Source organism: Amorphus sp. MBR-141 (assembly GCF_053628695.1).
In genome coordinates, this window is the sequence record NZ_JBRJGW010000011.1 from 82306 (window position 1) to 95961 (window position 13656).

A 13656-nucleotide genomic window follows, 5' to 3' on the forward strand; every position below is an offset into this window, starting at 1 on the left:
GCAAATGTCCGATTGGAGTGGCGCGGCCCCGCCGCGCGGGCGGGACCACCGACATAAGGGGTCGGGACCGATCGCACAATCGGCGAGCGGTCCGCACAGCCGCGGAGGGCTAGTACAGGCCGCCGGTGCCCGAGAGCACGGCCCGTTCGCTCTCGCGCGTCACCGAGGACCGCGACGACTTGCCGTTGTTGCTCATGCCGATGACCGAGAAGGTGTCGCCCGGCGCGGTGCCCGGCTTGAACGCCTCGAGAATCACGCCCGGCCCGCCGTTGGGAGCCGGCTGCCCCGACTTCGCATAGACGGGAACAAGCTTGATCCCCTCCGGCACGCGGAACTCAACGCCCGGCGTGTCGGCGAGCGCCTCCTTCATGAAGTCGATGAAGATCGGCGCGGCGATGGTGCCGCCGGTGGCGCCCCGGCCCATCGGCCGCGGCTGGTCGTAGCCGACATAGACACCGGCCACCAGATCCGGCGTGAAGCCAATGAACCAGGCGTCGCGCTCGTCGTTGGTGGTGCCGGTCTTACCGGCGATCGGCTTACCGACCGCCTTGACGCGAACCGCGGTGCCGCGCTGGACCACGCCCTCCATCATCGAGGTGATCTGGTAGGCGGTCATCGGATCGAGCACGTACTCGGATTCGTCGATGATCGTCGGCTCCGGCTGGTTGTGCCACTCGTCTGCCACGCAGCCCTGGCAGACGCGGTCGTCGTGGCGATAGATGGTCCGGCCGTAGCGGTCCTGGATACGGTCGATGAGGGTCGGCGTGACCTTCTGGCCGCTGTTGGCGATGATCGAGTAGGCCCCGACCATCCGCATGACGGTGGTCTCGCCGGCGCCGAGCGACATCGGCAGGTACGGCTTCAGATGGTCGTAGATGCCGAACCGGCGCGCGTACTCGACCACGAGCGGCATGCCCATGTCCTTGGCGAGACGGACGGTCATCACGTTGCGCGAACGCTCGATGCCATACCGCAGCGTCGACGGACCGGCGAACTTGCCGCCGTAGTTCTTCGGACGCCAGACGGCCTGTCCGGCGCCCGGGTCGATCTCGATCGGGCCGTCGAGCACGACGCTCGCCGGCGTGTAGCCGTTGTCGAGGGCGGCGGCGTAGACGAACGGCTTGAACGACGAACCGGGCTGGCGATAGGCCTGCGTGGCGCGGTTGAATTCGCTGTCGGCGTAGCTGAAGCCGCCGACCATCGCGAGAACGCGGCCGGTGTGCGGATCCATCACCACGATGCCGCCCGAGATCTCCGGTACCTGGCGCAGCCGCCAGACGTCGTTGCCCTCCTCGGAATCCTGGACCTTCTCGACGTAGACGACGTCGCCGCGCTTCACCAGATCCGTCATGTTCCGCACGCCGGTGTAGCGGGCTTGATCCTGGCCGCGCTTGGGACCGTCCTGCAGCCGGCGCCACGCGGTCTCCTTGTAGGGGATGCGTCCGCGATTGCGCTCGATCGACAGCGCTCCGGAGGCCAGCCGCGGCGGCTGCAGGCCGATCGAGGCCTCGGTGTCGTCGACGGACAGGACGACCGCCAGGCGCCATTCCGGAACGTCGGAATAGGCCTCGACCTCGCCGACACGGGCGCCCCAGTCGGCGCCGTTGTCGAGATCGACGGTGGTCACCGGGCCGCGCCAGCCCGTGCGCTTGATGTCGAAGTCGATCAGGCCGTTCATCAGCGCGTTGCGCGCCATCACCTGATACTCGGGATTGAGCGTCGTGCGGACCGAGAGGCCGCCCTGATAGAGGCCCTTCTCGCCATACATGGAGGCGAGCTGGCGACGGACCTCCTCGGCGAAATATTCCGACGCGAGCAGATGCGATCCGGTGTCGCGCGGGGTCACCCGCAGCGGCTCGTTCTTGGCTTCCTGGGCCTGGGCCTCGGTGATGAAGCCGTTCTCGAGCATCCGGTCGAGCACCCAGTTGCGACGCTCGATCGCCCGGGCCGGCTCGCGGAACGGGTTGTAGTTGTTCGGCGCCTTCGGCAGCGCCGCGAGGTAGGCGACCTCGGCGATGGTCAGCTCGTGGACGGACTTGTCGAAATAGACCAGCGCGGCGGCGGCGACGCCATAGGCGCCCATGCCGAGATAGATCTCGTTGAGATAGAGCTCGAGGATCCGGTCCTTGGTGTAGGCCTGCTCCATGCGCAGCGCCAGGATCGCTTCCTTGATCTTGCGCTCGATGGAGACCTCGTTGGTGAGCAGGAAGTTCTTCGCCACCTGCTGGGTGATCGTCGACGCACCGACGGGCCGGCGCCCCGTCCCCCGGTTGCGGAAGTTGGTGACGGCGGCCCGGAACACGCCGCCGACGTCGACGCCGTTGTGGACGTAGAAGTTCTTGTCCTCGGCGGAGAGGAACGCCTCCTTGATGATCGACGGGATCGCCTGGATCGGCAGGAACAGGCGACGCTCGGTCGCGTATTCCGCCACGAGGCTGCCGTTCGACGCGTGGATGCGCGTCATCACCGGGGGTTCGTAGTTGCGGAGCTGGGTGTATTCCGGCAGGTCTTCCGACATCTTGGAGATGTAGAAGCCGACGGCGCCGGCCGCGATCAGGCCGAGCACCACGCCGATGCCGAACAGGTAGCCGATGGTGTTCAGTAGGAAGCGCATCGTGCCGTCTCAACTCCAGTGTCGTACCGGGACCCGTCGCCCGACGCGTCCCCCGAACGCCAGCACCAGTCCGATTGCCGTGTCATGTGCGGGCCAGGCCAGGCGCGGTGCCGGCCCAGCCTGCCGATAGCCCGCCTGCGCCGTCGGCGCACGTCAATTCATCGCGATGGCGCAGGCATAACGCCCGCACCCACCGGCTCGCAAGACATTCCGACGCAACGCGTCCCACGCCGCTGCAGGCAGAATGCGTCCGAAAAGTGGTGTCATCGCGGCACTCACTGCGTGCTGCCTTCGGTTTTTTCGCGGGCGATCCGCGGAGCGAAGAAGCGGTCGACCGCCTCCGTCAGCGCCCCGGCCGCCCGCTCGCGCCACTTCTCGTCGGTCAGCAGCTGCTCGTCGTGGATGTTCGACAGGTAGCCGAGCTCGATCAGCACCGACGGAATGTCGTGCGCCTTCAGCACCCGAAACCGCGCCGACCGGTGCGGATTCTTGTGCAGCTGCACGGCGGTGCCGAGTTCGTCGATCACCTCCTCGGCGAAATGATGGGAGAAGACCTTGGTCTCGCGCCGGGCCAGGTCGATGAGGATGTCGGTGACCTCGTCTGTGGCCTCGTCCGCCTCGATGCCGGCCAGCACGTCGGAGCGGTTCTCCCGCGCCGCGATCGCCGCCGCCTGGGCATCCGACGGGCGCTCGGAGAGGGTGTAGACGGTGGCGCCGCGCACGTAGTCCTGGGGCGCCGAATCGGCGTGGATGGAGACGAACAGATCGGCGCCGAAGCCGCGCGCCACCTCGACGCGCTGGCGCAGCGACAGGAAGCGGTCGTCGTCGCGGGTCATCCGCACCTCGACCTCGCCGGAGGCCATCAGATTGTCCCGGAGCCGCATGGCGAACGACAGCACCACGTCCTTCTCGAACACGCCGCCCTCGCCGACGGCACCGGGATCGACGCCGCCGTGGCCGGGATCGAGGACGACGACGGGCCGGTTGCCGGTGACCGGCTCGCTCTTGTTCGTCAGCGCCGGCTCGGCGCCTGCCCGCTTGCCCCGGCTGGTCTTGACCGCTTCGGCGAACGCCGCCTCGCTCGTCGACACCAGATCGAGGATCAGCCGCCCCGGCTGGTCGGCGACGGGCGGCAGGAAGAAGGCGTGCTCGACCGCCACCGGGCGGTCGACGTCGAGAACGACCCGGGCCTGGCCGGCGGCGAACTGGCCGTAGCGCCAGGCGCTGACCATGCCGCCGGCATTGCTGCCGGCCTCGGGGGGAAGATCGAAGGTCACATTCGCGAGATCGATGATGACGCGATTCGGATCCGGCAGGACGAAGGTGCCGAACTCGACGCCTTCGGAGAGCTCGATGACGAACCGCGTCCGCTCGCCGTCGCCGCTGACCCGCGCGCCGGACGCGACGACGGGCGCGCCTTCGGACGCCGCGACGGCCGGCCCGGCACCCCCCGCAGCCAACATGCAGAAAAGACCCGCGAGCACCGCCACGGCCACGGTTGAACGCATCAAAGTCACACCTCGTACTCCGGCAGCCCACCGCCGGTCGCTATAGCCGATAACCGCATCGCCGTTAACCGCGCCTTGACGCCGCCCGCCCATCGGAGGCGCACCGATCAATTGCTTGCCAATTGCATGCGACACCCGTAAATATCTGGACTGCGGATGATTTCCTTTGTCCGAGCCTCGCTCTTCCGCGTGAAGAGGGAGGCGCTGCCCTTCCCCCTTTATTCGGGCGACGGTCTTTTGCGGGAGGTTCCCGCGCCGTCAGCTGTCTATCGGACGGTGGGCAAGCCGGACTTGGAGGCGCTGCTTGCGCCGGACCCGTTCTTCCGACGACCGTGCAACCGATGCGGTCCGGGCGGACGTGGGTTTCGGGGCGCAGCAATGTCCTGCCGAACAGATGAACGTCGGCACATCCGCCCATGGCGTCAGTCACGTCATGGCCTATCCATTGAGTTTGCTTGAGCGCGTGATCGATGCAGTCCCTGTCCACGAGCACTTACGAGGCTAAGCCGGTCCGTTCGGACCGAGCCGCCCTGTGCTTCGGGGCACGCCGCCGCGCTTGTACCCCCATCATCGTCCAATCGACACAAATCGTCTCCGTCCGGCTTCTGGCGCGCGCAGGACCGCCGCCGTTGTCCCGGTGCGGAGGCAAGGAGTTTGCGCCCTATGGCCAACAAAATGCTCGTCGACGCAGCCCACCCGGAAGAAACCCGAGTTGTCGTCGTCCGCGGTAGTCGCGTCGAAGATTTCGACTTCGAAGCCGCCGCCCGCAAGCCGCTCCGCGGCAACATCTACCTGGCAAAGGTGACCCGGGTCGAACCGTCGCTGCAGGCCGCGTTCGTCGACTACGGCGGCAACCGCCACGGCTTCCTGGCCTTCAACGAAATCCACCCCGACTACTACCAGATCCCGCACGCCGACCGGGCGGCGCTGCTGGCAGAAGAGGCCGAGGAAGCCGCCGAACAGCGCCGGCATGACGATGCCGCCCACAAGGCGAACGGCGATGGCCCCGACAAGGCCCAGTCGTCCGACGCCTCGGGCGACAACGGTGACGGCGGGGACGAAGACACCGTCGAATCGGTCGGCGCCGAAGACGCCATGGACGAGGTCCAGGACCGGCGGAGCCGGCCTCAGCGCAAGACCTACAAGATCCAGGAAGTCATCAAGCGGCGGCAGATCCTGCTGGTGCAGGTCGTCAAGGAAGAGCGCGGCAACAAGGGCGCGGCGCTGACCACCTACCTGTCGCTGGCCGGCCGCTACTCGGTGCTGATGCCCAACACGGCGCGTGGCGGCGGCATTTCCCGCAAGATCACCAGCCCGCAGGACCGCAAGCGTCTCAAGGAGGTCGCCGGCGAGCTCGAGGTCCCGGAGGGGATGGGCGTCATCCTGCGCACGGCCGGTGCCAGCCGCACCAAGCCGGAGATCCGGCGCGACTTTGAGTACCTGCTGCGCCTGTGGGAGAACGTCCGCGACCTGACGCTGAAGTCGGTGGCGCCGAACCTCGTCTACGAGGAAGGCAGCCTGATCAAGCGCTCGATCCGCGACCTCTACAACAAGGACATCGACGAGGTCCTCGTGTGCGGTGAAGCCGCATACAAGGAAGCCAAAGACTTCATGCGCATGATCATGCCGAGCCATGCGAAGAACGTGAAGCCGTACCGCGAGATCACGCCGATCTTCACGCGCTTCGGCGTCGAGGCGCAGCTCGACGCGATGTTCTCGCCGCAGGTGACGCTGCCGTCGGGCGGCTACATCGTGCTCAGCCCGACCGAGGCGCTGGTCTCCATCGACGTCAACTCCGGACGGGCGACCCGCGAGCACAACATCGAGGCGACGGCGCTTCAGACCAACCTCGAAGCATCCGAGGAAATCGCGCGGCAGCTGCGCCTGCGCGACCTCGCCGGCCTGGTCGTGATCGACTTCATCGATATGGAGGAGAATCGCAACAACCGGTCGGTCGAACGCAAGCTCAAGGAATGCCTGAAGGTCGACCGGGCCCGCATCCAGGTCGGACGCATCTCGCACTTCGGCCTGATGGAGATGTCGCGCCAGCGCATCCGCCAGGGCGTGGTGGAAAGCTCGACGACGCTGTGCACCCACTGCCACGGCACCGGCATCGTGCGGTCCACCGATTCGGTGGCGCTGTTCGTGCTGCGCACCCTGGAAGACCATCTCCTGCGCAATGCCAACCATCATCTGAACGTGCGCGCCCCCGTCGAGGTGGCGCTCTACATCCTCAACCAGAAGCGCCAGCATCTGGCTGACCTGGAGACCCGTTTCGGTCTGACCATCTCGGTCACGGCGGACGACGGCCTCGGCACCAAGCACATGGAAATCGACAACCGGGAGCTGGTCGAGCGTCCCGAGGGCGTGGAACCGCCCCAGGCGATGATCATGGTGCACCCGGAAGAGCCCGACGAGCCGGTCGACCTCACCGAGGACGACGAGAGCGAAGACGACGGCGACACCCCGGCCAAGGCCGGTTCCAGCCCGAGCGAGAGCGACGGGGAAGGCGGTCAGCGGCGCCGCAAGCGGCGCCGGCGCGGTCGCCGCAGCGGGTCCGAAGGCGAGCCGGCAGCTGCCGGGCAGCGCGACGAGACGAGGACCGATACGGCGTCCTCCGAGCCCGGCGATGACAGCGACGAGCAGTCCGACTCGGCCTCCGAAGCGACCCAGGCCGACGGCGACGACGAGAACCGCCCGCGCCGCCGGCGGGGTCGCCGCGGCGGACGCCGCAACCGCCGCGAGCGCGGCGAGGGTGAGGGCGAGACGCAGGACGGCGAGAACGGCGACACGGCCGCTCGGTCCGAGGAGCGCTCACCCGCCGAAGCCGACGCCGAGCCGGCCATCGCTGCCGAGGAAGCGGCTGCGGGCGACCAGCCCGCCGAGCGCCCGGTGGAAGCCGCCGAGCCCGCCATGGAGACGCCGGTTGCCGAAGCAGCCGAGGCCCCCGCTCCCAGCGAAGCAGGAGTGGACGAGGCGATCCTGACGGCCGCCAACGACGCCGACCCCGCGGACGACGCCGCCCCGGCCGAGACGCCTGCCGCGCCGGAACCGGCACCCGCAGCCGCCAAGGCCGACGAGCGTTTGGCCGAACCGGAGGAGCCGGCCCGCAAGAACAGCCGACACCGGATCCACGGCACGCCGGCGCCGGAAACCGAGACCGCCACGCAGGAGAGCGAGGGCGGCGACGGCGAGACCGAAGAAAGCAAGTCCCGCTCGAAGCGCGGCTGGTGGCAGCGGCGCAGCTTCTTCTGAGATCGCCTCAGGCCCAACCGATCGAGAAAAAAGGCCCGACGCGCACTGCGTCGGGCCTTTTTCGTTGGCTGGGTGCCCCTCGATCGCTCCCTTGTCAGTCAGGCGGTTCCGCCGGGTCGGAGGAACCGGTCGCCCTTTCAGGCGCGACCTGCCAGGAAGCGGGCGAGACGATCCATGCCCTCGACCATGTCGGCATGGGGTCCGGCGAGCGAAAACCGCACGAACTGGTGCCCATGGAGACGGTCGAAGTCCGGCCCGGGCGTGACCGCCACCCCGGCCTGCTGCAGCAGGTCGCGCGCGAAGACGACGGAGTCCGCGGCGAACGGCGTGATGTCGGCATAGAGATAGAAGGCACCATCTGCCGGCAGGATCGTCTGGAAGCCGAGCTGCGGAAGACGATCGAGCAGCAGCGCCCGGTTGTCCGCATAGACTCCGCGCACGCGCTCCAGCTCGTCCTTCGCGTCGAAGGCCGCGATGGCGGCCCGCTGGGAGACGTCCGGAACCGATATGAACAGGTTCTGGGCGAGCCGTTCGATGGGGCGGACCAGGCGGTCGGGCACCACCATCCAGCCGATCCGCCAGCCCGTCATGCAGTAGTATTTGGAGAACGAGTTGACGACGATCGCGTCAAGCGACGTCTCCAGTGCGCTGGCGGCGCGGCGCCCGTCATAGGCAAGCCCGTGGTAGATCTCGTCGGACACGAACCACATGCCCAGGTCGTGCGCCCGCGCGACCAGGGCGGCCAGCGCATCGGGCTCCATCATGGTGCCGGTGGGGTTGGCCGGGCTCGCCACCAGCACGCCGGCAATCGGACCATCGGCGCTGGCGCGGTCGAGATGCTCGGGCGTCAGGGCCCAGCGGGTCTCCGCCGTGGTCTCGATCTCGACGGGAACGAGATCAAGCGCCTTCAAAATGTTGCGATAGGCCGGGTAGCCGGGCGATGGCAGAGCGATGCGCGCACCCGCATCGAAGCCGGCGAGAAATGCCAGCACGAAGCCGGCCGAGGAGCCGGTGGTGACCACCACGTTGTCCGGCGCGACCTCGACCCCGTAGGCCTCGCGATAGTGGCGCGCGATACGCCCGCGGAGTGCGCTGCGCCCCAGCGCCTCGGTGTAGCCGAGCGGGCCGTCGAGGGCGGCCCGGGCCGCGGCCAGCACCGCCGACGGGGCGGGCGCGCCCGGCTGACCCACCTCCATGTGGACGATCGACCGCCCGGCCCGCTCCAGCCGCGTCGCCTCGGCGAGCACGTCCATGGCGAGGAAAGCGTCGACGTCGCTGCGCGCTGATGGTCCGGGTCTCACAAGTCCACATCCTTCCTGTCGGGCGGTCCGGCATCGGCGCTGCCCCGTTGTCGCCCCAATTCGACGGTGGGTTGATCGCAACGTGTCATTGCGGGCATCAAAGCATGTCGGGATGGCCCGTCCCTGCCGGGGCGGAAAGCCAGCCGCCCCGACTGCAGGGTGGCCGCCGACTGGGCCGCGTCCATCCGTTCGAGTAGTCTTCCGCCTCCTGGTACCGTCGGTCGGGCCAGGAAATCCAGACGTATCGCATCCGCTCATTGGGTCCAAAATGGCTGATCCGCACCATTCGCCGCAGCCCACTACCGGTGGCTCCCCCTCGCCCGCCCAGTCCGGCTCGTTGCGCGCCGCCCGTCCGTGCCGCGTCCGCGCCCTGCTGTCGGCCACGCTCGCCGCGCTGGCCGCCGGACATCTCGCGCTTGCGCCGGCGCCGGCCGCGGCCCAAGGCCGCAGCCTGTCCATCGTGCGCGACGCTGAAACCGAGCAACTGCTGCGCGACTACACCACCCCGATCTTCCGCGCCGCCGGGCTCTCCAGCACGAACCCCGAGATCATTCTGAACAACGACGATTCCTTCAACGCGTTCGTCGCCACGCCCCGACGGATGTTCGTCAACACCGGCGTCTTCTCCCGATCCGACACGCCGAACGAGGTGATCGGCGTGCTGGCGCACGAGACCGGGCACATGGCCGGCGGCCACCTGATCCGCCTGCGCGACGCGATCGCCAGGGCGCAGGTGATGGCCGCGCTGGCGACCGTCGCCGGCGTCGGTGCGATCGCGGCGGGAGCGGCGACAGGAAACTCCAGCGCCGGCGCCGGCGGCGCCGCGATCATCGGCGGCGGCATTGGGGCGGCGGAGCGCTCACTGTTTTCCTACCAGCGCACCGAAGAACTGACCGCCGACCGGGCGGCGCTGACGTATCTGGAGCGCACCAAGCAATCCGCGAAGGGGCTGCTGAAGACGCTCCGCGACATCGCCGACCAGCAGCTCTTCTCGTCGCGGTACGCTGACCCCTACGCCCAGTCGCACCCGATCGCGCGCGACCGCATCGCCCAGCTGGAAGAAACCGCCAAAAAGAGCCCCTACTGGAACGCCACCGATTCGCCCGCGCTCCAGCACCGCCACGACATGGTGCGCGCCAAGCTGATGGCATTCACCAAGCATCCCAACCAGGTGATGCGCGCCTATCCGCGGTCGGATACCAGCCAGCCCGCCCAGTATGCCCGCGCGATCATCGCCTACCGCACCGGTAATCCGCGCGAGGCGCAGCAGGTGATCGACGCGCTGATCCGCACGGAACCGTCGAACCCGTATTTCTGGGAGCTCAAGGGTCAGGCCTGGATCGAGTCCGGCAATCCGCGGCAGGCGATCGAACCGCTGCGCAAGTCGGTTTCGCTCGCCCCCGCCCCCGGCCTGATGCGCATCATGCTCGGTCAGGCCCTCGTCGCCGCCAACGATCCGAACCTCCTCGGCGAGGCCACCCAGCAGCTCGAACTGGGCCTGAAGGCGGAGCCGGATTCCGGGCTGGGCTACCGCCAGCTGGCCATCGCCTATGCCCGGCGCGGCGACATCGGCCTCGCCGACGTGGCCACCGCGCGCTCGATGATGATGCAGGGGCAGTTCCAGGAGGCGAAACGCTACGCCAGCCGCGCTCAAGCGAAATTGAAGCGCGGCACGCCCGGCTGGCTTCAGGCTGACGATATCCTGGCGTATAGCCCACCCAACATGCGAACGCGGTAGGGCGCGCAGACACCATCGATTCCAGGGCCGGCGCGCCGGCCCCTACCCCGATACGCGCCTCCGGATGAGCGGCGGCGTGGACACACAGACCGGCGCGATGCGCCCCACGGAGTTCAGCCCATGCGGCTTCTGACCGCCTGTCTCGCAGCCTCCCTGGCCTTCCTCGCCGTGCCGGCGTCTGCCGCCGAGTTCAGCGACAGCCAGAAGACCGAGATCGAATCCATCGTCCGCAGCTACCTGCTCGCCAATCCGGAGGTTCTGGAAGAAGCGTTCACCGCGCTCCAGGAGCGCCGCCGCGAGGCCGAGAGCGTCGCCCAGCGGGACGCGGTCGGAGAGAACAAGGAAGCGCTCTTCAATTCGCCGCGGCAGGCCGTCCTCGGCAATCCCGACGGCGACGTCACCCTGGTCGAGTTCTTCGACTACAACTGCGGCTACTGCCGCCAGGCGGCCCAGGACCTCGACAAGCTGATCTCCGAGAACCCGAACCTGAAGGTCGTGCTGAAGGAGTTCCCGGTTTTGGGGCCGCCGTCGGTCGAAGCCTCCCAGGTCGGGATCGCCGTCAACGAGGTCGCCCCGGAGCGCTACGGCGAATTCCACGACGCGCTGCTCGCCTCGGAGAGCCGGGTCGACGGCAAGACCGCTCTCGCCCTCGTCGACAAGCTCGGTATCGACCGGGCGGCGGTCGAGAAGGCCATGGACAGCGACACGGTCCAGGCGACCATCGAGGAGGTCTACGCGCTCGCCAACACCCTCAGCCTGACCGGTACCCCCTCCTATGTGGTCGGCGATGCCGTCTTCGTCGGCGCGGTGGGCTACGACACGCTCCAGGGCCAGGTGAACAAGCTGACCTGCGGCGAAGCCACCTGCTGAGCCCCATCCGGCGGGGGCTGCGCCGGGGCGCCCGCCCCGCGCGCGGCCCGGCGCGTTCGTTCCGATCGGACCTCCACCCTTTCTCTCGGCGCCGCGACATCCTATAAGACCAGCGTCCCCATGGTCGGAGACGGTGCCGTTCGGCGCGTTGCGCAGTCCATCGTGCGCTACGCCGGACGCACCGCATCCGGGTCGGGCGGGACGTCAGACGGCCGGCGTGGAGCCATTCCCGTTCGGAATATCGCCTCGGGGACGATCGCGTTTACCGAACGTTGAAGGGACCGGGCGCAGCATGCACGCCATGACAAGCGTGCGGTTATCGCCTGCGCCTTCCAGTCTTTCGCCGGATCACGGGCCGAATTCGGCCGGACGGGTGGGGATCCAGTCCACTTTGTCCCACCGAACACGATCGGCCCTGAAATGAAAAAGCTCTTCCCGCAACGACAACCGCCAGCGGACATGTCCAAGTCAAAATCTCCGATCGACCAGGATCTCATTCGCGCCCTCGCAGCGCTGCTCCACGAAACCGACCTGACCGAAATCGAGGTCGACCAGGAGGGGCTGCGGGTGCGCGTTTCCCGCAGCGCGCCGGCGGCCACCGTGGTCGCCTCCGCGCCTCCGGCCGAGCGCAGCGCGCCGGCCGGTGAGCCCGCACCGTCACGCCCTGCCCCCGCCAGCGACGCCGGTGCGGTGAAATCGCCCATGGTCGGCACTGCGTACATGTCCCCCGAGCCGGGTGCGCGGCCTTACGTCGAGGTCGGTGACGCCGTTCAGGAAGGCCAGACGATCATGATCGTCGAGGCCATGAAGACCATGAACCAGATCCCGGCCCCCCGCGGCGGCAAGATCACCGCGATCTTCGTCGAGGACGGCCAGCCGGTCGAGTACGGCGAGCCCCTGGTGGCCATCGAATAGCGGGCAGCGACATGTTCTCGAAGGTCCTGATCGCAAACCGCGGTGAAATCGCGCTGCGCATCCAGCGCGCGTGCAAGGAACTCGGCATCCAGACGGTCGCGGTCCACTCGACCGCCGACGCGGACGCCATGCACGTCCGGCTCGCCGACGAAAGCGTCTGCATCGGGCCGCCGTCCGCCCGCGACAGCTATCTGCACATTCCCGCCCTCGTCGCCGCCTGCGAGATCACCGGCGCCGAAGCGGTCCATCCCGGCTACGGCTTCCTCTCCGAGAACGCCCGCTTCGCGGAGATCCTCGAGGCGCACGGGATCGCCTTCATCGGCCCGAAGCCCGAACACATCCGCATCATGGGCGACAAGATCGAGGCCAAGCGGACTGCGATCGAACTCGGCATTCCGGTGGTTCCAGGCTCCGACGGCGGCGTGGAGGACGAACAGGAAGCGCTCCGCATCGCCGACGAGATCGGCTATCCGGTCCTCGTCAAGGCGGCCGCCGGCGGCGGCGGGCGCGGCATGAAGGTGGCACGCCGGCGCGACGAGCTGCTGAACGCGCTGGCCAACGCCCGGGCCGAGGCCCAGTCGGCCTTCGGCGACGCGTCGGTCTATCTGGAGAAGTACCTGTCCACGCCGCGCCACATCGAGATCCAGGTTCTCGGCGACGGCAAGGGCAACGCCGTCCATCTCGGCGAGCGCGACTGTTCGCTGCAGCGCCGGCACCAGAAGGTCTGGGAAGAGGCCCTTTCCCCCGCCCTCAACGCCGACCAGCGCGAAGAGATCGGCGAGACCGTCGCCGCCGCCATGCGCAAGCTCGGCTATTCGGGCGCCGGGACCGTCGAGTTCCTCTACGAGAACGGCGAGTTCTACTTCATCGAGATGAACACCCGCCTGCAGGTGGAGCATCCGGTGACGGAGATGATCACCGGCATCGACATCGTCAACGAGCAGATCCGCATCGCCGCCGGGGCCTCGCTGTCGTTCAGCCAGAAGGACGTGCACTTCGACGGCCACGCGATCGAGTGCCGCATCAATGCCGAGGACGCGCGCACGTTCATGCCGTCTCCGGGCAAGATCACCCACTTCCATACGCCCGGCGGGTTGGGCGTGCGGGTCGATTCGGGCGTTTATCAGGGCTACGTGATCCCGCCCTATTACGACAGCCTGATCGGCAAGCTGATCGTCCACGGCCGCAACCGGGTGGAGTGCCTGATGCGCCTCCGGCGCTGCCTCGACGAGTTCGTGGTGGACGGCATCAGCACCACGATCCCGTTGTTCCGGGCGCTTGTTGACCATCCCGACATCGCCGACGGCCGCTATGACATCCACTGGCTGGAAGGCTATCTTGCCGAGACGAGCTGACCGCGCCACGCGGTGAGACGGCCGGGGCGTCGGCGCATGTCCCGTGCCGATCGAACCGATCGATGCGGAAGCGAGTTGCCCAACGGCTGGAAGCTGGAGC

General features: G+C 68.2%; 8 protein-coding genes. 5 read left to right on the forward strand and 3 right to left on the reverse strand.

The annotated features are described in order from the left end of the window. Positions 1-109: 109 nt before the first annotated feature. Together ACSSVZ_RS15780 and ACSSVZ_RS15785 are read right to left on the reverse strand one after the other, a co-directional pair. On the reverse strand, positions 110-2614 hold the full coding sequence (locus ACSSVZ_RS15780) for a penicillin-binding protein 1A (RefSeq protein WP_453971546.1): 2505 nt from the start codon (positions 2612-2614) through the stop codon (positions 110-112). Positions 2615-2889: 275 nt separating this feature from the next. Next, on the reverse strand, positions 2890-4122 hold the full coding sequence (locus ACSSVZ_RS15785; protein ID WP_453971547.1) for an N-acetylmuramoyl-L-alanine amidase: 1233 nt from the start codon (positions 4120-4122) through the stop codon (positions 2890-2892). A 663-nt stretch (positions 4123-4785) separates the two neighbouring features. Here ACSSVZ_RS15785 and ACSSVZ_RS15790 point away from each other — a divergent pair. Further along, complete coding sequence (locus ACSSVZ_RS15790; RefSeq protein ID WP_453971548.1) at positions 4786-7377, forward strand: Rne/Rng family ribonuclease; 2592 nt, start codon at positions 4786-4788, stop codon at positions 7375-7377. Positions 7378-7514: 137 nt separating this feature from the next. On the opposite strand, the gene ACSSVZ_RS15795 is transcribed toward ACSSVZ_RS15790, so the two are convergent. Further along, the gene (locus tag ACSSVZ_RS15795) at positions 7515-8630 is read right to left on the reverse strand and encodes a pyridoxal phosphate-dependent aminotransferase (RefSeq protein WP_453971682.1); all 1116 of its coding nucleotides are present in this window, start codon (positions 8628-8630) and stop codon (positions 7515-7517) included. A 316-nt stretch (positions 8631-8946) separates the two neighbouring features. Here ACSSVZ_RS15795 and ACSSVZ_RS15800 point away from each other — a divergent pair, with 316 nt between their 5' ends. From ACSSVZ_RS15800 to accC, 4 genes are all read left to right on the forward strand, one after another. After that, positions 8947-10416 carry a M48 family metalloprotease gene (locus ACSSVZ_RS15800; RefSeq protein WP_453971550.1) on the forward strand — a complete coding sequence of 490 codons (1470 nt, stop codon included), beginning with the start codon at positions 8947-8949 and terminating at the stop codon, positions 10414-10416. Positions 10417-10536: 120 nt separating this feature from the next. Beyond that, positions 10537-11286, forward strand: coding sequence for a DsbA family protein (locus ACSSVZ_RS15805; protein ID WP_453971552.1), 750 nt, complete (start codon positions 10537-10539; stop codon positions 11284-11286). A gap of 459 nt (positions 11287-11745) precedes the next feature. Further along, positions 11746-12201 (forward strand): acetyl-CoA carboxylase biotin carboxyl carrier protein, encoded by a 456-nt coding sequence (accB, locus tag ACSSVZ_RS15810; RefSeq protein WP_453971684.1) that lies wholly within the window; start codon positions 11746-11748, stop codon positions 12199-12201. Positions 12202-12212: 11 nt separating this feature from the next. Beyond that, a complete protein-coding gene (gene accC, locus ACSSVZ_RS15815) occupies positions 12213-13556 on the forward strand; it encodes an acetyl-CoA carboxylase biotin carboxylase subunit (RefSeq protein WP_453971554.1) in 1344 nt (447 codons plus the stop codon). Positions 13557-13656: the final 100 nt, after the last annotated feature.